Raw genomic sequence first — 23,752 nt, 5'->3', positions numbered from 1 at the left:
TTGCTGCATTTGCGAAATAATGCTGCGCGTGCGAGATTAACGTTCCAGACACATGGCGACGCCCATGCCCCCGCCGATGCACAGGGTCGCCAGACCCTTTTTCGAACCGCGCCGCGCCATTTCAAACAGCAGCGTGTTCAAGACCCGTGCGCCCGAGGCCCCGATGGGGTGGCCGATGGCAATTGCCCCGCCGTTCACGTTCACGATGGAAGGATCCCAGCCCATGTCCTTGTTCACCGCACAGGCCTGGGCTGCAAACGCCTCATTCGCTTCGACCAGATCCAGATCGCCGACCGACCAGCCGGCCTTGGCCAGCGCCTTGCGGCTGGCATGGATCGGCCCCACGCCCATGATCGCCGGGTCCAGCCCCGCCGTCGCATAGGACGCAATCCGCGCCAAGGGCGTCAGGCCCCGGCGCGACGCTTCCTCTGCGCTCATCAGCAGGACTGCCGCTGCGCCGTCATTGATGCCGCTGGCATTCGCGGCCGTGACCGAGCCGTCCTTGGTAAAGGCGGGGCGCAGTTTCGTCATGGCGTCCATCGTCGCCCCGTGGCGGATGTATTCGTCTTGATCGACGGTCACATCGCCTTTGCGGCCCTTGACGATGAAGGGGATGATTTCATCGGCAAACTTGCCCGCCTTTTGCGCCGCCTCGGCCTTGTTCTGGCTGGCCAGCGCGAATTCATCCTGCATTTGGCGGGAAATCTGCCATTGGTTGGCGACGTTTTCTGCCGTTTGGCCCATGTGATAGCCGTTGAAAGCGTCCCACAACCCATCTTTGATCATGCTGTCGACAAAGGACATGTCGCCCATTTTATGCCCGGCGCGCAGATGCGCCACATGCGGCGACAGCGACATGTTTTCCTGACCACCCGCCACGACGATCCCGGCATCGCCCAACTGGATATGCTGCGCGCCCAAGGCCACCGCCCGCAGGCCCGAACCACAGACCTGATTCAGGCTCCAGGCGCTGGCTTCTTGTGCCAGGCCCGCCTTGATATGGGCCTGCCGCGCCGGGTTCTGGCCTTGCCCTGCGGTCAGCACCTGACCCAGAATCGTTTCATTCACCTCGGCCTTGTCGATGCCCGCGCGGGCGACCACGCCTTCGATCACGGCGGCCCCCAGATCATGGGCAGGCGTGCCCGCAAAAGCCCCGCTGAAACTGCCGACGGCTGTGCGTCCTGCCGAAACGATCACGACATTGGTCATGGTAATCTCCCCTGCACCAGAACGGGCGATATGCCCTTTGTTCAAGGGGTAAGGGCCAGCCCGCGAAAGCGCAAGCGGCGCCGTCGCAACCTTAGGCAGAAACGCGCTTGGCCTTGTCCAGAAAATCGGGCCGGACCGAGGGTGCGCCGGTGTGATAGCCTTGCAAAGCATCAACGCCCAAGCGGCGCAGCATGTCCGCCTCGTCCTGCGATTCGACGGATTCGGCCACCGTCATCAAATCGAAATGCCGGGCCAGCAACACCATGCCCCGAACCAGCATCTGGTTGTCAGGGTTGCTGGTGACGCCCCGGATGAACTGCCCGTCGATCTTCAGAATGTCGAAATAGAAATCCCGAAAATGCCGCAGCGCGGTCATCCCCGCCCCGAAACCATCGACCGCAAAGGACACCCCTTCGGGCTGCAATCCTTCCATGAATTCGGCGACCAGTTCTGGCACCAGATTAAGCGAGGCCTCGTTGATCTCTAGGATCAGCCGTTCCCCCACCGTCGGCCCTGCCTTCAACCCGCGTTTCAGAATGGCGACCCAGCGCGGATAGCCGATGGAACGCGCCGACATGTTGATCGAAAGCCGCACCTGCGGATGCCGCAGCAACACCCCCAGCCCCAACTCCAGCGCCGCACAGTCGATCAGCCGCCCGATATCCAGCGTTTCGACGGCCCCAATGAAATCCCGCGCGGGAATGACCCGGCCTGTCGGGTCCAGCACACGGATCAGCCCTTCGTGAAAGATTGGCTGATCGGGTTGGCGGGCCAGAACCACGGGCTGATAGGCCAGCCGCAGGCGTTTGGTTTCCAGCGCGGCGCGCACCATCTGGATGGTCTGGCCATCCTGAATGTTGATGGCGGCGCTGAAAGGGTCACGGTCAGCGGGCCGAACCTCGGCCCCCTGCGGCCCGGTGAAATCTGTCTGCGCAACCGACATGGAATCGTCCCCAAGATCATCACCCCAGACTTGACGGCAAGGGGTAAACACGGGATGAAGATTCCACTTTTGTTCTAATTTTAGGGATCGCCATGCAACGCTGCCCTTGGAGCGGGACCGACCCGCTTTATGTCGCCTACCATGACCATGAATGGGGCGTGCCCGAACGCGACAGCCGGACCTTGTGGGAAATGCTGATGCTGGAAGGGTTTCAAGCGGGGCTGTCCTGGTACACGATCCTGAAAAAGCGTGACAATTTTCGGGCGGCCTTTGCGGGGTTTGATCCGGCGGTGGTGGCAGGCTGGGGCGCGGCTGAGGTGGAACGCCTGCTGGCCGATCCGGGCATCGTGCGGCATCGGGGCAAGATCGAAGGCACGATCCTTTCAGCACAGGCCTATCTGCGGGTTGAGGAAAAGCAGCCCTTCAGCGATTGGATCTGGGCCTATGTGCAGGGCCAGCCGATCCAGAACCGGCTGGGCAGCATGGGAGAGGTGCAGGCGCAAACGCCTTTGGCGGCCCAAATCTCGAAAGACCTGAAAAAGGCGGGGTTCAAATTCTGTGGACCAACGATTGTCTATGCCTTCATGCAGGCCGTCGGCATGGTGAACGACCACCTAGTGACTTGCCCCCGCCATGCCGAGGTTGCGGCGATCGGCGGAAAGGGCTAGGAATGGACAGGGTCCGCAGTTCACCCAGGCGTCACCATCCAGCTAAACCTGCCACGAACCGCGTCGCGCAACCTTCTGCCCGCCGCCAAGGGTGACCAGCGAAATTCGGGCCTGAAAGCAGAGGATGCGATGACACGCCCTGTTCTATCCCTGACGATTGACGACCTTTCCCCCTTTGCCCGCCGCCTGCATCAGGCACTGGCGCAGGCAGGGTCTGCCCCAAGTCATCTGGCTCTTATGAACATGTTAGCCCGCGCGGGGGGGTGGCAGAATTTTCAACATTTCCGTTCTGGGGCGCTGGCACAGATCGAACCGGCCGGATCGATGATGGTTGTTGATCAGCCGCGCGTGACGCAGGCCTTGCGGCATTTCGACGGGCAAGGGCTTCTGCTGCGCTGGCCAGCAAAGACAAACTTGCAACATTTGGCCGTCTGGGGACTTTGGTCACAGTTGCCCAAGGGGGCGGTGATGACCGAGCAAGAAATCAGCAGCCGATTGAACCGTTTGCACCTGTTTGGCGATGCCGCGATCCTGCGCCGCACAATGGTGGAACTGGGGCTTGTCAAAAGAACCGCAGATGGGCGGGAATATCGGCGTGAAGAACGGGCCCCTGCCCCAACCGAACGGGCGCTGATCCGTCATCTGCATGTGCGGTCTGCCAGTTGACGTGGCATCAGGCGGGCGGGCAGAACGGGCTATGCCCGATTTGCCCGCCCGCCTTATCGAATGGTTCGCCGCCCAAGGTTGGGCGCTACATTCGCATCAGCAAGCGATGCTGGATCTTGGGGACAGATCTTCGACCCTGCTGATCGCACCGACAGGTGGGGGCAAGACGCTCTCGGGCTTTCTGCCCAGTCTGGCGGAATTGGGGGAAACGCCGGAGGCGGGGCTGCACACCCTGTATATCTCGCCCCTCAAGGCGCTGGCGGCGGACATAAGGCGGAACCTGCGGCGGCCCATCGAAGGGGCGGGTTTGGCGATCAGGGTGGAGGATCGGACGGGGGATACGTCCTATACGCAGCGGCGGAGGCAGCGCGCGGACCCGCCGCATATTCTGCTGACAACGCCGGAATCCTTGGCGCTGATGCTGTCCTATCCGGATGCCGGGCGGACCTTTGCCGGGCTGCAACGGGTGGTGGTGGATGAAATCCACGCTTTGGCGGAAAGCCGGCGGGGGGATCAGCTGATGCTGTGTCTGGCGCGACTGGAGCGGCTTTGCCCCGGCCTGCGGCGGGTGGGGCTGTCAGCAACGGTGGAAGACCCCCCTGCCCTTGCGCGGTTTCTGGGGGCTGGGACGGAAATCCTGTTGGCCGAGGCGGGGCCAGACCCGGATATTTCGATGCTGGAAACCGAAACGGCCCCGCCTTGGGCGGGGGGTGGCGGGCGCTATGCGATTGGCGAGATTCTGGAACAGGTCAAGGCGCATCGGACGACGCTGATCTTTCACAACACGCGGGCGCAGGCGGAGATCTTTTTCCACGAGCTTTGGCAGGCGAATACGGAAAACCTGCCGATTGGCATTCACCACGGCAGTCTGGCGCGGGAACAGCGCGAGCGGGTGGAACAGGCGATGGTCGAGGGCCGGCTGCGGGCGGTGGTCTGCACCGGGAGCCTTGATCTGGGGATCGACTGGGGCGATGTCGATCTGGTCATTCAGGTGGGGGCCCCGAAGAACGTAAAGCGGCTAGTGCAGCGCATTGGCCGGGCGAACCACCGCTACAACGCGCCGTCCAAGGCGCTGCTGGTGCCCGCAAACCGTTGGGAGATTGTGGAATGTCAGGCGGCGCTGGAGGCGGTGAAGGCGCATGATCTGGATGGCGAGCCGCGCGGGCCGGGGCCAAGGGATGTGGTTTGCCAGCATATGCTGATGGTGGCCTGTGCCGGGCCGTTTGAGGAAAAGGCGCTGCTGGCGGAAATACGTGGGGCGGGGCCCTATGCCGACTTGAGCCGCGCCGAGTTTGACGATTGCCTGAATTTCGTGGCGACGGGGGGCTATGCCTTGCGGGCCTATGACCGCTGGCAAAGGCTGATGCAGCGGGATGGGCTTTGGCAGTTGCGCGACCCTCGGGCGGCTTCTGTCATCCGGCAGAATCTGGGCACGATCATCGACACGGAAACCCTGAAGGTGCGGCTAAAGGGGCGCTTTGGCGGGCTGGCCTTGGGGGAGGTGGAGGAAAGCTTTGCGGCCAGTCTGACGCCGGGGGACACGTTCCTGATCGGCGGCAAGGTGGTGCGCTATGAGGGGTTGAACGAATTGACGGTGGAGGTGACGCCTTCACCGGGGCGCGACCCGAAGGTGGCGGTTTTCAGCGGCACGAAATTTGCGACCTCGACCCTGCTGACGCGCAGGATTTTGGAGATTTTGGCGCAGGACAGCTGGCCGGAATTGCCCGCCCATACCGCCGAATGGCTGGATTTGCAGCGGCGGGTCAGCCGGATGCCGGAGGCGGAATCGCTGCTGGTGGAAAGCTTTCCCTATGAGGGGCGGGAACATCTGTGCGTGCATGGCTTTGCGGGGCGGAATGCGCAGCAGACCTTGGGTCTGATCCTGACCAAGCGGATGGAAGAGGAAGGGCTGGCCCCCTTGGGTTTTGTCGCCAGCGATTATGCGACGCTGATCTGGGGGCTGGATCCGGTGCTGGAACTTGGCCAGCTGTTCGACTTGGCACGGATGCGGGACGGGTTGGAAGGCTGGTTGCAGGGCAATGCCTTGATGAAGCGGACCTTTCGCACGGTGGGGGTGATCAGCGGCTTGATTGAGCGTCAGCATCAGGGGCGGCGCAAGTCGGGGCGACAGGCGACGTTTTCCTCTGACATCCTGTATGACACTTTGCGGCGGTTTGATCCTGACCATCTGATGCTGCGCCTGACGCGGGATGAGGTGATGCGGGGCATGGTCGATTTCGGGCGGATCGAGGAATTGTTTGCGCGGGTGGGCGACCGGATCGACCTGCGGCGGTTGGAACGGGTGCCGCCCTTGGCAGCACCACTGTTCCTTGAGGTGGGCAAGGTGCCGGTGCAGGGCGAGGGGCGCGAAAGGCTGCTGGCGGTGCAGGCGGAGCGGTTGATGCAGGCGGCGGGGCTTGCTTGATCGGGGCGATTGCCGCAAGAACAAGGCATGAACGGCTATGATTTCAACTTTGCGGGCCATGGGCTGACGGCGTTGCCCTCGGGTGCTTTGTTCTGGGCGGCGCGGGGCTTGCTTTGCGTGTCAGACCTGCACTTGGGCAAATCGGAACGGCTTGCACGGCGGGGGGGTGGGCTTTTGCCGCCCTATGATTCCTTGGCGACCCTTTCGCGGCTTTCGGATGATCTGGATCGGACCGGGGCGGGGCGGGTGATCTGTCTGGGGGACAGTTTTGACGATCTGGCGGCGGGCGCGGCTTTGGGTGAGGCGGAACGCCAGACCTTGATGCGGCTGATGGCCGGGCGGGAATGGGTTTGGGTGGAAGGGAACCACGATCCGGGCCCGCTGGACATTGGGGGTAGTCATCGGGCGGAACTTTGGATCGAACAACTGGTCTTTCGTCACCAGGCCGAAAGTCGTAGCGCGGCCGAGATTTCTGGGCATTATCACCCAAAACAACGTCTTGCGGGGACTGCACGGCCTTGTTTCCTTCTGGACGAGAAGCGAGTCATTCTGCCAGCCTATGGAACTTACACCGGTGGTCTGTTCTGCGATGCGCCGGAACTGGACCGATTGATGGGGCCGGGGGCGCTGGCCATACTGACAGGTTCGCGCGCGCTGCCCTGCCCGATGCGCCCGCGCCGCGCCTAGGTTGGGGCCGATAAGCGGGACTACAAAAACCTGCCGCGCAGCCAGAAAGGTTGACAATCCGCCCAGCGCGGCGGATGGACGGCGAATGATCCAGTCCCTTCCTCTTGTCGCCCTTGGTGGGGCAATCGGCGCATCTTTGCGCTTTTTGGCGGTCAGCCTTTGGCCTGCGCCGTGGGGAATCATGACCATCAACGTGCTGGGCTGCCTGCTGATGGGCGGGCTTTTCGTGCTGTTGGAAGGGCGTTCGGCCTGGGTGTTTTTTCTGATGACCGGGATTCTGGGCGGCTTTACCACGTTTTCGGCCTATGCGCTGGACACGATGAAGCTGTGGCAAGCCGGGCAGATCCTGCCCGCTTTGGCCTATGCCGGGGGCACGGTCATTCTGTCGCTGGGGGCGGTTGGCCTTGGCGCATACATTGCAAGGGGGATCACGCCATGAGCGGGATCATGATGTTGAAAGTCTCGCACGAAGATGGCGAGCAGCGGTTGGATCGGTGGTTCAAAAAGCGTTTCCCGCATCTGACGCAGGGGGCGGTGGAAAAGTTGTGCCGGACGGGGCAGATTCGGGTGGATGGCGGGCGGGTCAAGGCGTCCGACCGTGTGGCACCGGGCATGGAAATCCGTATTCCGCCCCTACCCGACGCGAATGAGGTCGCGGCACGGCCGAAATCGGACAAGATCAGCATTTCGGATGAACAGATGATCCAAAATGCGGTGATCTTTAAAGATGAACATCTGATCATCCTGAACAAACCGGCGGGCCTGCCCAGCCAAGGTGGCAGCGGGCAAGGTGATCGGCATGTGGACGGTTTGGCCGCGGCGCTGAAATTCGGCTATAAGGACAAGCCAAAGCTGGTGCACCGGTTGGACAAGGACACATCGGGCGTGCTGATGCTGGCACGGACAGATCGGGTGGCACGCGCACTGTCCGAGGCTTTGCGACACCGCGAAACGCGCAAGATCTATTGGGCGCTGGTGGCGGGTGTGCCGAACCCGCGGCAAGGGTCCATCAAATACGGGCTGATAAAAGCCCCCGGTCACGGGCGGGGCGGCGAAGGCGAAAAGATGATGTGCGTGCATCCGGCAAAGATGGGCGACTATCCAGACGCGAAACGGGCGCATACGGACTTCTTTACCCTGTGGTTTCTGGGGACACGAATGTCTTGGATGGCGTTGGAGCCGGTCACAGGCCGGACGCACCAGTTGCGGGCGCATATGGCCGAGCTGGGGCATCCGATTCTGGGTGACGGGAAATACGGCGGCGGGGCGCAGGAGAATCAGGGTGATGGCTGGGGCGCGGGTTCCGGCGGCGACATCAGCCGCAAACTGCATCTGCATGCGCGGAGCCTGTCGGTGGAGCATCCGATCACAAAGAAGATGATGACCTTTACCGCGCCCTTGCCGGAACACATGGCCAAGACGTGGAAGACGCTGGACTGGAAGGAAAACGACGTGCCTGCCGATCCTTTCATCCATCGGAAGGATTGAGCGATGGCGGCAGGTTGGACGGCCAAGCGTTTCTGGAAGGAAACCGGGGTTGCGGTTGTTGATGACGGTTATGCTGTGGTGCTGGACGGACGGGGGGTAAAGACCCCGGCTAAGCGGGCACTGGTGCTACCGACAGGCGCGCTTGCGCAAGCAGTGGCCGAAGAATGGGAGGCGCAGCAGGGCCAGATCCGGCCCGATACGATGCCGCTGACCCGCACCGCCAATTCGGCGCTGGATAAGGTGGCCCCGCAATTCGCCGAGGTCGCGAATCTGCTGGCGGCCTATGGCGGGCATGATCTGCTGTGCTATCGGGCGACCGGCCCTGCCGCGCTGGCCGCACGGCAGGCAGAGTTGTGGAATCCGATGCTGGAATGGGCTGCGGCGCAGTTCGCCGCGCCATTGCTGGTAACGCAGGGCGTCGTGCCGGTGGATCAGCCCCCGGCCAGCGTGCAGGCCTTGGCCGATCAGGTGCATCGGCTGAATGCCTTTGAACTGGCGGCCTTTCACGATCTGGTGGCGATCACCGGATCGCTGGTTCTGGCCTTGGCCTTTACCCACGACCGGCTGACGCTGGAGCAGCTTTGGGCTATCGCACGTGTGGATGAGGATTGGCAGGCCACGCAGTGGGGACAGGACGACGAAGCCGTCGAGGTGGCTCGGTTGAAGCAAAGCGCTTTGGAAAGTGCGGGGCGATTCTGGGCATTGTGTCGGTCACAATCGGCCTGAATTTTCGCCACTTTGCTGCGAAATGCGCACTAAAATCGTGCAAATCACTGGCATAAAAGAGAAAATTTAATCACTGGCTTTCCCTTGACCTTTGAAACCGCGATGTCAGAAACTGCGTGGACTGAGAGGGTGAACCCCTCCGTCAGTTTTCCGCGCCGACAAGGCGCATCACTTGTCCGTCCGAACCGTGGCGGACACACAGGAAGAGGGTAGCATGAAAAAGACCGTATTGCTGGCAACCGCCGCCGTACTGGCCGCAGGCGTGGCGCAAGCCGGCACGCTGGATGACGTGAAAGCGCGTGGCGAGCTGATCTGCGGGTCGAACACCGGTCTGACCGGCTTTGGCGCACCGGGGGCTGACGGCACTTGGACCGGCTTTGACGTCGATCTGTGCAAAGCCTTGGCTGCGGCCGTTCTGGGCGACGCATCAAAGGTGAAATTCGTGCCGACCACCGGCGAGACCCGTTTCACGGCGCTGGCCTCGGGCGAAGTCGATGTTCTGATCCGCAACTCGACTTGGACCTTCTCGCGCGATACCGAGCTGGCCTTGGATTTCGTGGCGGTGAACTACTATGATGGCCAAGGCTTCATGGTGAAGAAAGATCTGGGCGTTACCTCGGCGAAAGAGCTGAACGGCGCGACGGTCTGCATCCAGACCGGCACCACAACGGAACTGAACTTGGCCGACTTCTTCAAGGCTAACAACATGACCTACACCGCCGTCAACGTGGCTGACGACAGCGAAGGTCAGCGTCAGTATCTGGCCGGGGCTTGCGACACCTACACGACCGACGCTTCGGGGTTGGCCGCTAGCCGCGCGACGATGGCGGATGCGGAAAACCACATCATCCTGCCGGAAATCATCTCGAAAGAACCGCTGGGCCCGGTCGTGCGTCATGGCGACAACCAGTGGGGTGACATCGTCCGCTGGACCTATTTCGCGCTGCTGATCGCCGAAGAAAAAGGTATCACCAAAGCGAACTTTGAAGAAATCGCCGCTTCGACGACCGACCCGGAAGTGAAGCGTCTGGCCGGTCTGGAAGGCGACATGGGCGCCAAGATTGGTTTGGACAATGAATTCGCCAAGCGCGCCGTTCTGGCGGTGGGCAACTATGGCGAAGTGTTCGATGCCAACATCGGCGAAAGCACCCCGATCGGTCTGGCCCGTGGCCTGAACGCGCTGTGGACGCAAGGCGGCCTGCAATACGCCGCACCGTTCCGGTGATCTGAACAACCTCGGGCGGTCTGGCAACGGGCCGCCCGAGGGCTTTTGACCAAGACGGACAAGAATGACCGACCCGGCGGCATGACCGCAGAAAATACGGCATCAAGCCGGACAGGGCGGGCACAGGGGAACAAATATGGCCTATGCCACGGAAACGCCGAAGGAAAACTTTCGGCTGAGTATGCTTATCTATGACACGCGGTTCCGGTCGATGACCATTCAGATCGTCGTGCTGATCTTGTTCGGGCTGGCCCTGTCTTGGCTGGTCAACAACACGATCGATAACCTTGCCGCCAAGGGCAAGACGTTCAACTATAACTTTCTATGGGTGCGGGCCGGGTATGATATTGAACAGACCCTGATCCCCTATACGAATGATTCCAGCCACGGGCGCGCCCTTTTCGTGGGGCTGGCGAACACGCTGCTGGTGGCCTTTGTGGGCTGCATTCTGGCGACCATCGTCGGGGTTCTGGTGGGCGTCCTGCGCCTGTCGAAGAACTGGTTGGTGGCGCGGATCATGACGGTCTATGTGGAAATTTTCCGCAATATTCCGGTGCTTCTCTGGATCCTGTTCATCTATGTGCCGTTGACCGAAATCGGACCGGAGCCGAAGGATTTCAAGGTCACGCAGCCGATGATCGATGCGCTGGCGATTGAGGCCCAGGGGGGCACGTTGCCGCCCGATGCCGTGACAACCCCAGCGGCGTCCAAGGTGCTGTTCGACACGGTGGCGATCACCAAGCGGGGCATGTTCATGCCCAAGCCCCTGCTGGAACGGCCCTTGGGTTCGTTCAGCATCGGCGATTTCACCATCAGCTTTTCGGTTCTGGCCGCGCTGGCGGTTGTGGCCGCATCGATCTGGGTGAATGCGCAACTGCGGCGCAAGGCGCGTGTGGTGCAGGAAACGACGGGCGTGCGACCCACGACCTGGTGGAAGTCTCTGCTGATCCTGTTTGCGCCGCTGGTGCTTTTGCTGATTGCGATGGGCTTCCATCTGGAGGTTCCGGCCTTTCCTGTGACTGAGGCGGGCGTAAGCCAAGGTTTCAACTTCCAGGGCGGTTTCACCATTTCCGCCTCGCTTTTGGCGCTGACGGTGGCTTTGGCGCTGTATACGGGCGCGTTCATTGCCGAAATCGTGCGGGCGGGGATCATGGCGATCAGCAAGGGGCAGTCCGAGGCTTCGTTCGCCTTGGGCCTACGCCCCGGCCGGACGATGAGCCTTGTGGTGCTGCCGCAGGCGCTGCGGGTGATCATCCCGCCGCTGATCAGCCAGTATCTGAACCTTACCAAAAACACCTCTTTGGGCATTGCCGTGTCTTATCTTGACCTGCGCGGCACATTGGGGGGAATCACCCTGAACCAGACGGGGCGCGAGTTGGAATGTATGCTGCTGATGATGCTGATCTATCTGACGATCAGTCTGATCATCTCGGTCGGCATGAACATCTACAACCAATCCGTTCAGTTGAAGGCGCGCTAACATGACCCAGACCTTCATCCGAACCGAAATGCTGCCGCCCGAAGCGCCCCCGGCGCGCGACAGCGGTGCAATCAAATGGCTGCGGGAGAACTTGTTTTCCGGGCCACTGAACACGATCCTGACACTGCTGGGGCTGTTCATCGTTTACTGGGGTCTGTCGGGCCTGCTGCCTTGGATTTTTGGCGGCGTGTGGAACGCCGGTTCCTTGGGCGAATGCCGTGAGATCATTGCCGCCCGCACCGGTGGCGATGGGACCGAGGCCGCCTGCTGGGCGATGGTCCGCGAACGTTGGCACCAGTATTTGTTCGGTTTTTACCCGTCAGACCTGTACTGGCGACCGACACTGGCCTTTGGTCTGCTGTTCGTGGCGCTGGCCCCGGTGCTGTTCAGCCAGTTCCCCCGCAAGATGTTCCTGCTCACATTGGCCTATCCGGCAGTGGCGTATCTGCTGTTGTGGGGTGGCTCGGTCTGGGTTCCGGTGATGTTGATCCTGTTGGTGGGGGCGGTGTTCTTCATTGCGACCCGGATCGGCGGCGGCTGGGGTGTCACCACCTTTGTCGTGTTGCTTCTGCTGTGCTTTGGTAATCCACTGGGGAACATCCTGTGGTTCCTGTTCAGACTGGTCGATGCCCTGCCTTTTGTGGCCGTGCCGGTCGCCTTTGAACAATCGGTTCTGGGTTTCTTGGCCAAGATCTTTCCGCTGTTTAGCCATGTTCACCCTTGGATCCATTCGATCCTGCCCTGGGGCCTGACCCCGGTGAACTCGGATAAGTTTGGCGGGTTCCTTCTGGCCATCGTCATCGGCGTCACCGCGATCAGCTTTTCGCTGCCATTGGGCATCATCCTAGCCCTGGGTCGTCAGTCGGACATGTTCATCGTGAAATCCCTGTCGGTGGGGTTCATCGAGTTCATCCGCGGCGTGCCCTTGATCACCCTTCTGTTCACGGCGTCCCTTCTGCTGCAATACTTCCTGCCGCCGGGAACGAACTTTGACCTGATCCTGCGGGTGATCATCCTTGTCACCTTCTTTGCCGCCGCCTATCTGGCCGAGGTGATCCGGGGCGGTCTTGCCGCCCTGCCCCGTGGGCAGTATGAGGCCGCCGATGCCTTGGGCCTGAACTATTGGCAGGCACAGCGGTTGATCATCATGCCGCAGGCGCTGAAAATCTCGATCCCCGGCATCGTTTCGACCTTCATTGGCCTGTTCAAAGATACGACCCTTGTCAGCTTTGTCGGCCTTTTGGACCCGCTACGCGGCGTCACGATGGCCGTGCGCGCCGACATCAACTGGAAGGGCATCTACTGGGAGCCCTATGTCTTTGTCGGGGCCATCTTCTTTATCCTCTGCTTCAGCATGTCGCGTTACTCCATGTATCTGGAACGCAAGCTGAAGACCGATCATCGCTAAGGAACCTGTCATGAACGAACAAGCCGCACAAAAGATGCAGGTCAGCGACGAGGTCGCGATCCAGATTGCCGCCATGAACAAATGGTATGGCACCTTTCACGTCCTGCGGGACATCAACATGACGGTCCAGCGGGGCGAACGGATCGTGATCTGCGGGCCTTCCGGGTCTGGCAAATCGACGCTGATCCGCTGCATCAACCGGTTGGAGGAACATCAGGCGGGGCAGATTGTCGTCGATGGGACGGAACTGACATCCGACATCAAGAACATTGATAAGGTGCGGTCGGAGGTGGGGATGGTGTTCCAACACTTTAACCTGTTCCCGCATCTGACGATTCTGGAAAACTGCACGCTGGCGCCGATCTGGGTGCGGAAGGTTCCAAAGCGCGAGGCCGAAGAAACGGCGATGCATTTCCTGCGCAAGGTCAAAATCCCGGAACAGGCACATAAATATCCCGGCCAGTTGTCGGGCGGTCAGCAACAGCGGGTGGCGATTGCGCGGTCGCTGTGCATGAAACCGCGGATCATGCTATTCGACGAGCCGACCTCGGCCCTTGATCCGGAAATGATCAAGGAAGTGCTGGATACGATGATCGAACTGGCGCAAGAGGGCATGACGATGCTCTGCGTGACCCACGAAATGGGCTTTGCGCAGGCGGTGGCGAACCGGGTGATCTTTATGGATCAGGGCCAGATCGTGGAACAGAACGAACCGAAAGAGTTCTTCACGAACCCGAAGAGCGAGCGGACAAAACTGTTCCTGAGCCAGATTTTGGGGCATTGAGCCCTCCAAGCCCTGCCCCTCCCCACAAAAGGGAGGGGCGAGCGTATTAGAATTGACCTAGGCCTGCCGAGAGTTGACGAAACGCCACAACCCATTTCCCCCTTGAAATCCCCGCCAAACGGGCGCATAGGGCGGCGCGTGCCCGTGCAAGTCACGGGCCTTATCCGTTTGGGAGACAACATGGCCAAGGAAGACATTCTCGAATTCCCCGGTGTCGTGAAGGAACTCCTGCCGAATGCGACATTCAAGGTTGAACTCGACAATGGCCATGAATTGATCGCTGTGATGGCAGGCAAGATGCGCAAGAACCGCATCCGTGTTCTGGCTGGCGACAAGGTGCAGGTCGAAATGACCCCCTATGATCTGAGCAAGGGCCGGATCAACTATCGCTTTAAATAATGCGGCTGATCCTGGGATCGGCCAGCCCCCGGCGCAAGGAATTGCTGGCGGGCCTTGGGATCGTGCCCGATGCGATCCTTCCACCCGATATTGACGAAACGCCCCACAAGGGCGAATTGCCGCGCCCCTATGCGGCCCGTCTGGCACGGGAGAAGGCGCTGGCGGTGACGGCGGGCGATGATGACATCGTGCTTTGTGCCGATACGACAGTGGCCTTGGGGCGGCGCATCTTGGGCAAGCCCGACAATGCAGGCCAAGCAGCGGAATTTCTGACCATGCTGGGCGGGCGGCGGCATCAGGTTTTCACCGCCATTGCCGTGCGGCGGGGCGCGCAGATCTGGGAGCGGGTCAGTGAAAGTGACGTCAAGATGAAGCGGCTGTCTGATCTGGAACTGAACGCCTATCTGGCGGGCGGCGACTGGCAAGGCAAAGCGGGGGCTTACGGCATCCAAGGGGCGGCTGGAGCCTTTATCCCTTGGATTTCCGGGTCATTTACGGGAATCATGGGTCTGCCCGTGGCCGAAACGGCGGCGCTTTTGGCCGCAGCGGGTTATCCGGTCTGGAGGCAGTCATGAAGGGTCGCGTCGTCGTCTTGGACGAATTTCAGGGGCGGGCTGCGGCGGCTTTGGTCGTGGATGGCGTCTTGATGGATGTGCTGATCGACCCGGAAGGTGATGATCTTTTGCCGGGGGCGATTTGCCGCGCGCTGGCGGATCGGCCGATGAAGGGCATGGGGGGGATGTTTGTAAAGCTCCCCGCAGGCCAGTCGGGGTTTCTGCGCCAGACCGATGGCGTGGCACCGGGGCGGACGCTTCTGGTGCAGGTGACGGGGCCAGCGGAACCGGGCAAGGCGCTGCCGGTGACGACGCGGTTGCTGTTCAAAAGCCGCTTTGCGATTGTGACGCCCGGCGCGCCGGGGCTGAACATCTCGCGCAAGATCCATGACGAAGGCTTGCGTGGGGAACTGGCCGAGATGGCGGCGGCAGGCATGGAAGGCGCGGATGAAACGCTGGGTCTGATCCTGCGGTCGGCCTGTGCCGATGCCGAACCAGAAGCCGTGGCAGAAGACATCGCCGCAATGCGGGGGCTGGCGGAACAGGTGCTGGCCGATGTGACGGGCCAGCCGGAATTGCTGGTCGAAGGGGCCTCGGCCCAAGACGTTGCCTGGCGCGATTGGCTGGACCCTGTGCCGGATGAGGTGATTACGGAGGAGGGCGGGTTTGAAACGCGTGGCGTGCTGGACCTGCTGGGCGAACTGCTGCAACCGCGTGTCGATCTGACGGGCGGGGCGTCGATGTTCATCGAATCAACCCGCGCCTTGGTGGCGATCGACGTGAACACCGGGGCGGATACCAGCCCTGCGACGGGGCTGAAGGCGAACATCGCCTGCGCGCGCGATCTGCCGCGCCAGTTGCGGCTGCGGGGCTTGGGCGGGCAGATAGTCATCGACTTTGCGCCGATCCCGAAGCGGGACCGGGCGGTGCTGGATCAGGTGATCAAGGCGGCGTTCAAGGGCGAGGCGGCGGAAACCCATCTGGTGGGTTGGACGGCCTTGGGCCTGTATGAACTGGTGCGCAAGCGCGACCGCCTGCCGTTGATGGGCGATGCTTGATGGCCTGCCCGATCTGCGACAAGGAAAGCGATCCGAAATACCGCCCCTTCTGTTCGCGGCGCTGTGCGGATGTCGATCTGGGGCGCTGGTTAAAGGGGGGCTATGCGATCCCGGCCGATGAGGATGCGCGACCCTATTCCGAAGAACCGCCGAAACACTGAAAAAGCCTCTGGACAGCCCCCGCGCCCTGCAATAAACCGCCCCCACTGATGGTTTCGCCCTCAGGCCCGGATAGCTCAGTTGGTAGAGCAGCGGATTGAAAATCCGCGTGTCGGCGGTTCAAATCCGTCTCCGGGCACCACTTCAATCCCACAGAATGCTGAAATTTTGGCCTTTCGACTGGGCGTTCGGATTTTTGGGTCTGGTCTAAAGCAAGGCCATAGGTCGCGCCGGGGTGGGCCGGGCCTTTCACGCGTGAAATGAGGGCTATGATGTTGGTAATGTTACAATTTCTTAGAGGCGTTATTGGTTTGTTAAGGAAAACTTGACTGCCGCGTTGGCAGAATTTTCTTGGTTTGGGCTGGATGATGTGACGCAGGCCGGTTGGGCTGGGGTTTGATGGCCGGCTGCTGGTCAATTTGGATTGTCTTTGCGATCTGACTTCAAGGCAACGATGCGTGAGATCACCTGCCTTACATTTGCGGCGTCCATGGCGGTTCGGGCGGCGAAGGGGTGCGGACGGCACTTTCGACCTTGCGCACCAATTCAGAGGCTGGCGCGGCGAACCGGTTGGTCGATTGGGGGGTAGGCGGATGGTTTGGTGCAGGATTTTTTGCGGGGGGTGTTGGCGCAGGAATTGATGTTGAGGCCTTGTGGGGCTTGTGGTGGGGTGTGGGGTCTGCGGTGGGAGCGAAGACGTTGCCGGCGGAGTTGTGGGAGGAGTGAGGGGGGGTGCACCTTATTAAGGTTAAATTAGCGATCAATATGATTGATTTTTTAATTTGCACATTTGTCAAGCGTCATCCCGGGCATATTGGATGATGCGCTGGCACATTTCTGCGCTGGTTGGCCGGTTCGTTTGTGAAGCCAGCCAATCTTCAACGAAATCTCTGGCAATTGCGATTTCCAGAAAGTAGCTAGCCTCCAAATCAACTGCTTCTTTTGGAAGCCCTCCAGTTTGTGGTTCGTTGCAAACCGTAGTTTTCGAAACGGGGGTCCATGGCTGACAAGAGTAGATGGTTGCTTCGACGTCGAATTCCTCAAGTTTTTCTATCACGTCGAGCAAAGTCATTACTTCCCCCATATTGCGAACCCTCCCTTGCCATCCGGATGCAGGACTCGTTGGAACGCACTTCCAGGTGCGTGCTGCTCTCTCGGAACAAGTTGCATTGTACCAGGACTTTCATCATGATGCCAAGTCCATCCAGTTGGAGATTGGCGAGGTGCTAAACCAGTCGGAGTTCTTTCTATGATAACGCCAGCGTCAGCCATAGTGTCAGCAAACTTGGGATCAGACTCCATGTCTTTCAGCAGTTTTTCGTTCGCTTCTTGGAAATGACCCGCGCGTGATGTGCCTGGATAAGAGCTGGCGTCAAGTTTTGTTTCGTAGCCAACACTATAGTAGTTCCCATCCGGGGCAACTTTAGCTACTTTCGTAGCCTCATCTGCGTGAGAGGCAGCTTTTCCAAGCTTCGTTACTTTGGTTACTTTTCCTATCGGGAAAACTGAAGCGACCGCTACACCAACGCCAATTGCTGATCCAGCGTTCCATGCATCAACTCCATCATAATATGCCGAGACTGGGGACGCTTCATATGCAACAGTAACACTGATATTGTATGTTGCATCTCCAACGTTCGACATTTGTTCAGAGTAACTCAGTCCGGAATCCGATGGAGGATTCGTCTCTGGGTCCCAGTCATCCGGGTCAACCGCCGGTCCCTCCTGATTCCCCCCCGGATCCATCTTATTCACCGGATCACCTGCCGAATACCCGTACCGGTTCGTCCCAACCCCCGGTTCCATCACCTCGAACCAATCCGGTTGCAGGAACATCCCCAGCACGGGGTCGTAGTAGCGGGCGTTCAGGTATTGCAGGCCGGCGTCGGCGTCATAGCGCTCGCCGATCCAGCCTTTGCTGTCGTCCGGGTCGGTGCCCGGTACAACGATCTGGCTCTGCTCGCCGTAGGGCTGATAGCTGGCCCCTTCGCTGACAGTACCGCTGGCATCGCTGATGGCGCGGACCGAGCCGAGATAGTCAGTGTGCAGGAAAGACGTCGCCCAAGCGCCATTCTTGCGCACTAGGCGAACCAGCGGATGCGGATAGGCCAACCATTCCTCGGCCACCGTTCCGAAATTTCGCAGTTCCAGCGGCCCGACATAGGCCGTGACCTCGGTCTGCGGGCCGGGGGCGGTGCAGGTTCCGAAAGCCTTTAGCTCGATCTTTTTCAGGCGAACGCCCGAGGCACCATAGACATAGCAGGTGGTCTGGCCGTTAAAGGTGACCGACAGCGGGCGGTTTTCGCCATCATAGGTCATGGCCTTGTTCAAGCCGGCGGTCATGTTGCCATTGGGGTCATAGGTAAAGGCTTGGGTGATCCCGTTGACCTCGACCGACGTTGGGGCATGATCGGGCGCAGCAGGGCCATAGCTGTATGTCTGCGGCAAGCTGCCCGAAAGGGCGGCCCCCTTATAGGTCAGACGCCCGCCCCTGTCGTAGCCAAAGGATTGGGATTGGCCGGGATTGAGGCTGTTCTGCGAGCCGACAAGCCGGCCGACAAAGTCATAGGCATAGGCATAGCGGTCTTGGATTGGGCCGGCCTGACCGGGAACATGGGCCGTGGTTTCCTGCTGCAAAAGGCGGCCGGCGGGACTGCGCAAGTAAGAGGCCGAAAAGGCGGGAAGACCTGTCTTGGCGACCTGGATCGAATCCAGCCAGCCACGGGCGTCGTCCCATTGCAGGATTTCGACCATGCCATTGGCAAAGCGGGTCTCGATCGGGTTGCTGTCTGCATTGTAGGTGATCTGGGGGATAAAGGGGCCATATGCGATGACCCTTCCCGCATTGTCATAGCGATAGTTGCCGAGGCTGTTCGGCGTGTCGCCCATGGCCAGTGGCAAATCGGCGGCCAGTGGGGCGCCCGTTGTGGTGTAGCTGTTGGCAAAGGAATAGGTCTTGTTGCCCTCTAACCAATGCTGTTCGTGCTGGACACCGCCCGAGATCGCATAGGCGCGATCAACCTGGTGGATCAGGCGATCAAGGGATGCGGAGGCGCCTGGGGCAAAGACCTGTTCGCGGGTCAATTGGCCCTTGTTATAGCCGATACCCCCAAAGGCCAGTGTGGTGTCGTAGGCAAAAACCGTCCTTGCCTCGGGCGACAAGATTCCATCGACGTTGCGGCTGACGGTTTTTGTCTGGACGCGACCCAGACGATCATAGGCAAAGACGATGGTATTGCCGGAAGCATCGGTCTGATTGAGGAGATTGCCGTTGAAATCATAGGTCAGGGTCCAAAGGCCAAGGCCTGGGTCGTCCGATAGGGTACGGTTGCCAAAATGGTCATAGGTATAGGCCCAGAGAGCATTGACCGGATCCTTAATGCCCACGAGGCGACCAAGCTTGTCGTAGGAATAGTCGGTGACAAGCGAGGCTGTGCCGCCGTCGATGTCGGCATGAGACTTGCGGGTGGTGAGACCGCGCCCGTCCGTGTAAACCCGCTGCTCGGCGCAAAGCGTTGCGGGCCGGGCATCATAGCAATCGGGCCCTTTGGTAAAGACGGCGGCATAGTAAAAGCTGATGTCAGTGGGGGCGCCATAGCCGCGGCCATAGGTGGTGGTGGTTTTGGCACCGTCGGCGGCGCGGGCTTCGACAAGGCGGCCCAGCGTGTCATAGGTATAGGTCTTGCGGGGGATGGATGCGACCCAGTCGATGGCGCTGAGATAGCCCGAGTCGGCGATAAAGTCAGCACTGTCGAAGGCAAGGCTTTCGTCGCGCAGATTGCCGCGGTTGTCGAACCTTTTGAGATAGACAATCGCTTTTGCCATGCCGCCACCGGTGGCGCTGTGGGCGGTGCGATAGGCCTGACCGAAGCCGTCGAAATATTCCCAAGTGATGGTTGTGGGGGAGTCCAGGCTTTGATCGATGGTTCCGGGAGGAGGGGTTTCCGCCCGCTGGCTGGTTGTTTTGATGTGCTGAAAGGCGACCTGGCCGAGATTCATATATTGTTTCAGAATTTCCCGTCCATTTGGAAGGGATTGACGAATCTCGCGGCAGAAGGCGTCAAAGACCGTGGTCGTGACCAGCCCATTGATATCGGTGACACTGTTGGGGGCCTGGCAGCGTGTGCTCCACGACAGGGTGGTTTCTTGCGAAAGCGCATTGGTCGTCTTGAGGCGGAACAGTTTTTTCGCTGTATCATAGACATGGGTCAACGACACATAATTGCCCTGTATCGCCAGTGCGTCCTGCTGGGCGGTGATATTGCCAGAGGCATCGAATTCGAAACGTTCGACAGGGCGATAGGCGCTGGCGCTACCACTCCAGACATCGCGTCCGGTCATATTCCCAGCAAATCCGCCATTGCCGAAAGCCGGCGGTGGCGCGGATAAGCCATCAAAGAAGAAGCGCTCGGCCGAGAGCCACCATTGGGTCGGGGCCAAAGAATCCGGGTTGTTGCGGTTGTCGTAGGGGATACTGCTTCCATCCAGCACGACACGCTTTTTGGGAAGGTTCATGATATATTTATCAAGTACCGAATTGTAGTCAGTCCAGACCCAGATATCATCGGATTTCGTGACATCAGAGAGGGCTCTGATCCCCGATCCAGATTGCAGGCCAAAATCGATTTCAATGGTGTTTTGCCCAAAAGCGTCCCAGTTAAAACCTTTGCGCGTATAGACAAGGCTGCCCGCGCCAAAACGTGTTCCGGCGACCTCGCCCGATTTCCAAGTTTTAAAAGGCAGGCCTTCGCCGACGGGAGAGCGTTCATAGCTGATCGCCGTTTCGGACATAAGCACACCATTGCCATCCCGCAATTGGGTGGCGATGGGTAGCCCGGCCGTCCAGATTTTCGGCGAATATTCGATCGTCTGGGTGGGGGCTGCATCTTCTCCGGCAACGATTGGCAGCGTCTTGATGATCTTGAGATAGCCCATCGGGCGACTAAAAGTATAATTGTAGCGTGCACCGAAATAGTCGAACCGAGTGACCCGCGCGATATCGGTTTCCAGGCCGAATTCACGCAATACTTTCACAACACGCTGCACACGCGGCAACTGGTTGTCATCGACTCGTTCAGCGATACCATAGGAAATTTCCGTGGTCCGACCAATCGGCTCCTTGACAGACTGCATGGCAAAGGAGGTGCCCGTGCGGTTGAAATAGATGCGTGCGGCCGGGTCGGCACCAGGCACACCCACACCACTGACAACATCAGTTAACCCGTCGCCATCCATGTCACCGGTGCCGATCAAGCTTTCGATGCAGAACTTATTGTCGCGCGCGCCATCGCAGTAATTTCCAAAGCCGGGATCTGTTCGGGTGAACATCGAAAACTTACGCCCGTCAGAAAAATAGATCCTTGCGCTACCGGAAAGGCCATCGACAGGTGGCCCGCTGGTGCCGCCATAATTCGACCCACCGGGCGATCCGGCATGCCAGATGAGGTCAGCCAACCCGTCGCCATTCATATCGGCCAGCTGATCTTTTAACTGCTGAAGCTCATTGTAAGAATCCAGCGCTGGATCATTATAGATCCAGTTGACTGGGTTTTTGAAGCCATAGCCCGTCGAAATGGCCACTTGAACCCAATCAAATTCACCGGCCTTCCGCCGAATGATGACCCCATCCGACATGCCATCCCCATTGACATCGCCGAACAGAACCGAATTGCTCCAGCCATTCTGATCGACAACATTCTGGCAAGGGGCACCATTCCCTTCACGCTGTGCGCAGGGCAGCGGAAAATTGGGCATTGCGTATTTCTTAAAGCGACCGTTTTCCCGCACAAAAATACGGTCGTTGTTGATGATTTCATCAACCCCGTCACCGTTAATGTCTGCGGCCCATTCATTGCCAACAAACGTCCGGCCGTCGCAATATTGGGCAAGATCGCCGTAAATGCCACTGATAACGCTGAGGCCGCTTGTCGTAATGTTATAGAAGGCTTCAGCATAATAGATTTCAAGGCCGGGATCATCCTCGAAGTTCCCGAGCAGCGGCGTGTATCCGCCGCGCAAGTGGCATCCCACATTGGTATTGATGACGAGTTGGGTAGTTTGGGAAGCGCCTTCGAAAGTGAGTGGACTGAACACTACGGCTGGCGGCGAAGGGACTGAGCTCGCGGACGTGGAGACCAAAGTCAGGGCCGATTTTTCGGTCGGAACATAGACGCCGCTGCCTTGGTTTTCCCAATGCGTTACGATACCGAAATTCGTGCGGCGGACAATCTTGGGCCAAGCCGCGCCTGGCGGTCTTGACACCGTCGTTCCAACAAGTGGAAGCGAAGCCCATGGTTCGCGGGCCGCTAATGAGGCAAGATCAATTCCGCTATCTTCGATCTTTGTTTCATAGGCGCCCCGCGGGGCGCTGAAAACAATTTGTCCGTGGACATTGGCGTTCGGGTTGTCAGGAGCATAGACCGAGCTCTCGATTCTGTTAAAAATCGCTTCGTCTTTGCCATCATTGTCAAGGTCGGCGATGGTTCCGCTTGGTGCAAACCGCGCGCCTTCAAACACCTTGCCGTTCGGCCACGCAAATTTCAGCGCGTCGCTGTTGTACTGGAATTTCCAGCCGGGCAGTTCGATTCCATCAAGGTCAGGCTCGGCGGCAGCGGCAATCCGGGTGCCATCGGCATTGAGGCTAAGCTCACTTCCGAATTGGCGAATTTCATCGACCAACAGCCGGTCCATCTCGGGGCTGCGGGTATAGCGCACAGCGTAGCCGCGGATGTTGTTCCCGGTCGTGACACTTGATCCACCATCTTTGACAACGATGTCATAAAGCGAGTAGTATTGCGCCCCCATGGCCGACAAACCGTTGCCCAAGGCATAGGTCGCCAAAGGCGCGTTGCGTTCCACGTAAAGGAAATACACATTGTAATTGCTGGTTGAGGCCACACCATCGGCATTGAATTTGCCGTAGGAGACGCGGGTCAGCCGATGGGCCCAACCATTTGATCGATCAAAGGCATAATAGTAGCGGACCGAATTCGCTTCGTCCTGCGTGTCTTGTACCGTCGTTAGCAGCCAAGTGCGGTTGAACATGATCTGGTAGGCGTCACTGCCCGCCTCGGGAGCCATATCCGAAATTTCGCCCGGCGAAAGATAGGTATAGATTTTCCCGGATGTATCCCGAATGACAAAGCGTCGTGCGCGCAACCCATTGACATCGGTGATCATCGTGCGAATGCGACGATAATCCTCTTTCAAAAGGGTCATGTTTCCGGCGCTATTAGACCCGTCCGGGTTGTTGCCATAGCTGCAACTGGCGTTTTTCCGATCAGCCCGCCGTTCGGACGGATAAGCCCAGCCGTAAGGCCAGTCAAAGCCGCTTTTGGTGCAAGCCAGCAAATCCATACCATCAAGACGGAAGATATCGACATCGGCGTCAAAAGTGGGGGCACCGCCGCCCAGCGAGTTTCGGGTGATCATGGAAAGGCCGGATAGTTGCCATCCGACACCCAAAATAGCATCCGGTGAGCCATTCGAGCGACGGGCCGAATCATACGACAAAGACAGTCGCGGCTCGAGCCCCCGATAGGTCGGAACCTCTATTGGAACATTATACTGAAAGGAGCCGCCATTATCCATATCAAACGGCGGACCGATCTGAACCTCTTTCAGGCCGGTTCCGGTGGACACGGTCGAATCAGGTTCTTCGGCAGCGGCAGACATACCAAGAAATGCCATCGAAATGACGGCAAAAATTGCTTTATAAATCATGTTGTCGGTCTGCCCTGCTGACGGGATTTCGAATTTTGCCGACATTCGAATGTTGCGCTATCCTTGTCAAGGCGCAACGATTTACAGCCTAACGTTGTTGCAGTGCCAAGTTGTAAATTCAGCAATGTGATGGGCATTCTGCGCCGAGGAT

At 59.5% G+C, this 23,752-nt stretch carries 19 protein-coding genes and 1 tRNA gene; 16 read left to right on the top strand and 4 right to left on the bottom strand.

The features are described from left to right. Window positions 1–36: 36 nt before the first annotated feature. Both IE095_RS10210 and IE095_RS10205 read right to left on the bottom strand, forming a co-directional pair. A complete protein-coding gene (locus tag IE095_RS10210) occupies window positions 37–1,209 on the bottom strand; it encodes an acetyl-CoA C-acetyltransferase (protein ID WP_189411543.1) in 1,173 nt (390 codons plus the stop codon). A gap of 91 nt (window positions 1,210–1,300) precedes the next feature. Beyond that, a complete protein-coding gene (locus IE095_RS10205; protein ID WP_189411542.1) occupies window positions 1,301–2,152 on the bottom strand; it encodes an EAL domain-containing protein in 852 nt (283 codons plus the stop codon). A gap of 92 nt (window positions 2,153–2,244) precedes the next feature. Here IE095_RS10205 and IE095_RS10200 point away from each other — a divergent pair, with 92 nt between their 5' ends. The 16 genes from IE095_RS10200 to IE095_RS10125 all read left to right on the top strand — a co-directional run bounded on the left by IE095_RS10200 (window position 2,245) and on the right by IE095_RS10125 (window position 16,021). After that, window positions 2,245–2,820 carry a DNA-3-methyladenine glycosylase I gene (locus IE095_RS10200; protein WP_189411541.1) on the top strand — a complete coding sequence of 192 codons (576 nt, stop codon included), beginning with the start codon at window positions 2,245–2,247 and terminating at the stop codon, window positions 2,818–2,820. 129 nt (window positions 2,821–2,949) lie between these two features. Then, window positions 2,950–3,486: a DUF2087 domain-containing protein gene (locus IE095_RS10195; protein ID WP_189411540.1), complete on the top strand. Its 537-nt coding sequence runs from the start codon at window positions 2,950–2,952 to the stop codon at window positions 3,484–3,486. Between the two features lie 31 nt (window positions 3,487–3,517). Continuing rightward, window positions 3,518–5,911 (top strand): ligase-associated DNA damage response DEXH box helicase, encoded by a 2,394-nt coding sequence (locus tag IE095_RS10190; protein WP_189411539.1) that lies wholly within the window; start codon window positions 3,518–3,520, stop codon window positions 5,909–5,911. A 27-nt stretch (window positions 5,912–5,938) separates the two neighbouring features. Continuing rightward, a complete protein-coding gene (gene pdeM / locus IE095_RS10185; protein WP_189411538.1) occupies window positions 5,939–6,598 on the top strand; it encodes a ligase-associated DNA damage response endonuclease PdeM in 660 nt (219 codons plus the stop codon). 85 nt (window positions 6,599–6,683) lie between these two features. Beyond that, complete coding sequence (locus tag IE095_RS10180) at window positions 6,684–7,037, top strand: fluoride efflux transporter FluC (RefSeq protein ID WP_189411537.1); 354 nt, start codon at window positions 6,684–6,686, stop codon at window positions 7,035–7,037. Further along, window positions 7,034–8,086, top strand: coding sequence for an RluA family pseudouridine synthase (locus tag IE095_RS10175; protein ID WP_189411536.1), 1,053 nt, complete (start codon window positions 7,034–7,036; stop codon window positions 8,084–8,086). Before IE095_RS10180 ends, IE095_RS10175 begins: the two co-directional genes overlap by 4 nt. Before the next feature lie 3 nt (window positions 8,087–8,089). Further along, complete coding sequence (locus tag IE095_RS10170) at window positions 8,090–8,812, top strand: ATP12 family chaperone protein (protein ID WP_189411535.1); 723 nt, start codon at window positions 8,090–8,092, stop codon at window positions 8,810–8,812. 214 nt (window positions 8,813–9,026) lie between these two features. Next, window positions 9,027–10,037 carry an amino acid ABC transporter substrate-binding protein gene (locus tag IE095_RS10165; RefSeq protein ID WP_189411534.1) on the top strand — a complete coding sequence of 337 codons (1,011 nt, stop codon included), beginning with the start codon at window positions 9,027–9,029 and terminating at the stop codon, window positions 10,035–10,037. A gap of 136 nt (window positions 10,038–10,173) precedes the next feature. Next, complete coding sequence (locus tag IE095_RS10160) at window positions 10,174–11,517, top strand: amino acid ABC transporter permease (protein ID WP_189411533.1); 1,344 nt, start codon at window positions 10,174–10,176, stop codon at window positions 11,515–11,517. Window position 11,518: 1 nt separating this feature from the next. Then, entirely contained in the window at window positions 11,519–12,925 is a 1,407-nt protein-coding gene (locus IE095_RS10155; RefSeq protein WP_189411532.1) for an amino acid ABC transporter permease, read from the top strand. 10 nt (window positions 12,926–12,935) lie between these two features. Then, window positions 12,936–13,709 carry an amino acid ABC transporter ATP-binding protein gene (locus tag IE095_RS10150; protein ID WP_189411531.1) on the top strand — a complete coding sequence of 258 codons (774 nt, stop codon included), beginning with the start codon at window positions 12,936–12,938 and terminating at the stop codon, window positions 13,707–13,709. A 180-nt stretch (window positions 13,710–13,889) separates the two neighbouring features. Beyond that, window positions 13,890–14,108 carry a translation initiation factor IF-1 gene (gene infA, locus IE095_RS10145; protein ID WP_054005112.1) on the top strand — a complete coding sequence of 73 codons (219 nt, stop codon included), beginning with the start codon at window positions 13,890–13,892 and terminating at the stop codon, window positions 14,106–14,108. Then, window positions 14,108–14,683, top strand: coding sequence for a Maf family protein (locus IE095_RS10140; RefSeq protein ID WP_189411530.1), 576 nt, complete (start codon window positions 14,108–14,110; stop codon window positions 14,681–14,683). Before infA ends, IE095_RS10140 begins: the two co-directional genes overlap by 1 nt. Further along, the gene (locus IE095_RS10135) at window positions 14,680–15,720 is read left to right on the top strand and encodes a ribonuclease E/G (RefSeq protein WP_189411529.1); all 1,041 of its coding nucleotides are present in this window, start codon (window positions 14,680–14,682) and stop codon (window positions 15,718–15,720) included. The genes IE095_RS10140 and IE095_RS10135 overlap by 4 nt, the downstream gene beginning before the upstream one ends. Continuing rightward, window positions 15,720–15,881 carry a DNA gyrase inhibitor YacG gene (locus IE095_RS10130; RefSeq protein WP_189411528.1) on the top strand — a complete coding sequence of 54 codons (162 nt, stop codon included), beginning with the start codon at window positions 15,720–15,722 and terminating at the stop codon, window positions 15,879–15,881. The genes IE095_RS10135 and IE095_RS10130 overlap by 1 nt, the downstream gene beginning before the upstream one ends. A 64-nt stretch (window positions 15,882–15,945) precedes the next feature. Continuing rightward, window positions 15,946–16,021, top strand: a tRNA-Phe gene (locus IE095_RS10125). A gap of 651 nt (window positions 16,022–16,672) precedes the next feature. Here IE095_RS10125 and IE095_RS10120 read toward each other — a convergent pair. Together IE095_RS10120 and IE095_RS10115 are read right to left on the bottom strand one after the other, a co-directional pair. Beyond that, window positions 16,673–16,951, bottom strand: a complete 279-nt coding sequence (locus IE095_RS10120) for a hypothetical protein (RefSeq protein ID WP_189411527.1) — start codon at window positions 16,949–16,951, stop codon at window positions 16,673–16,675. Further along, on the bottom strand, window positions 16,951–23,646 hold the full coding sequence (locus IE095_RS10115; RefSeq protein WP_189411526.1) for an RHS repeat-associated core domain-containing protein: 6,696 nt from the start codon (window positions 23,644–23,646) through the stop codon (window positions 16,951–16,953). Before IE095_RS10115 ends, IE095_RS10120 begins: the two co-directional genes overlap by 1 nt. Window positions 23,647–23,752: the final 106 nt, after the last annotated feature.

Source organism: Neogemmobacter tilapiae, assembly GCF_014652215.1.
Classification (GTDB): Bacteria; Pseudomonadota; Alphaproteobacteria; order Rhodobacterales; family Rhodobacteraceae; genus Neogemmobacter; species Neogemmobacter tilapiae.
This window is presented reverse-complemented; position numbering and strand designations above follow the sequence as displayed.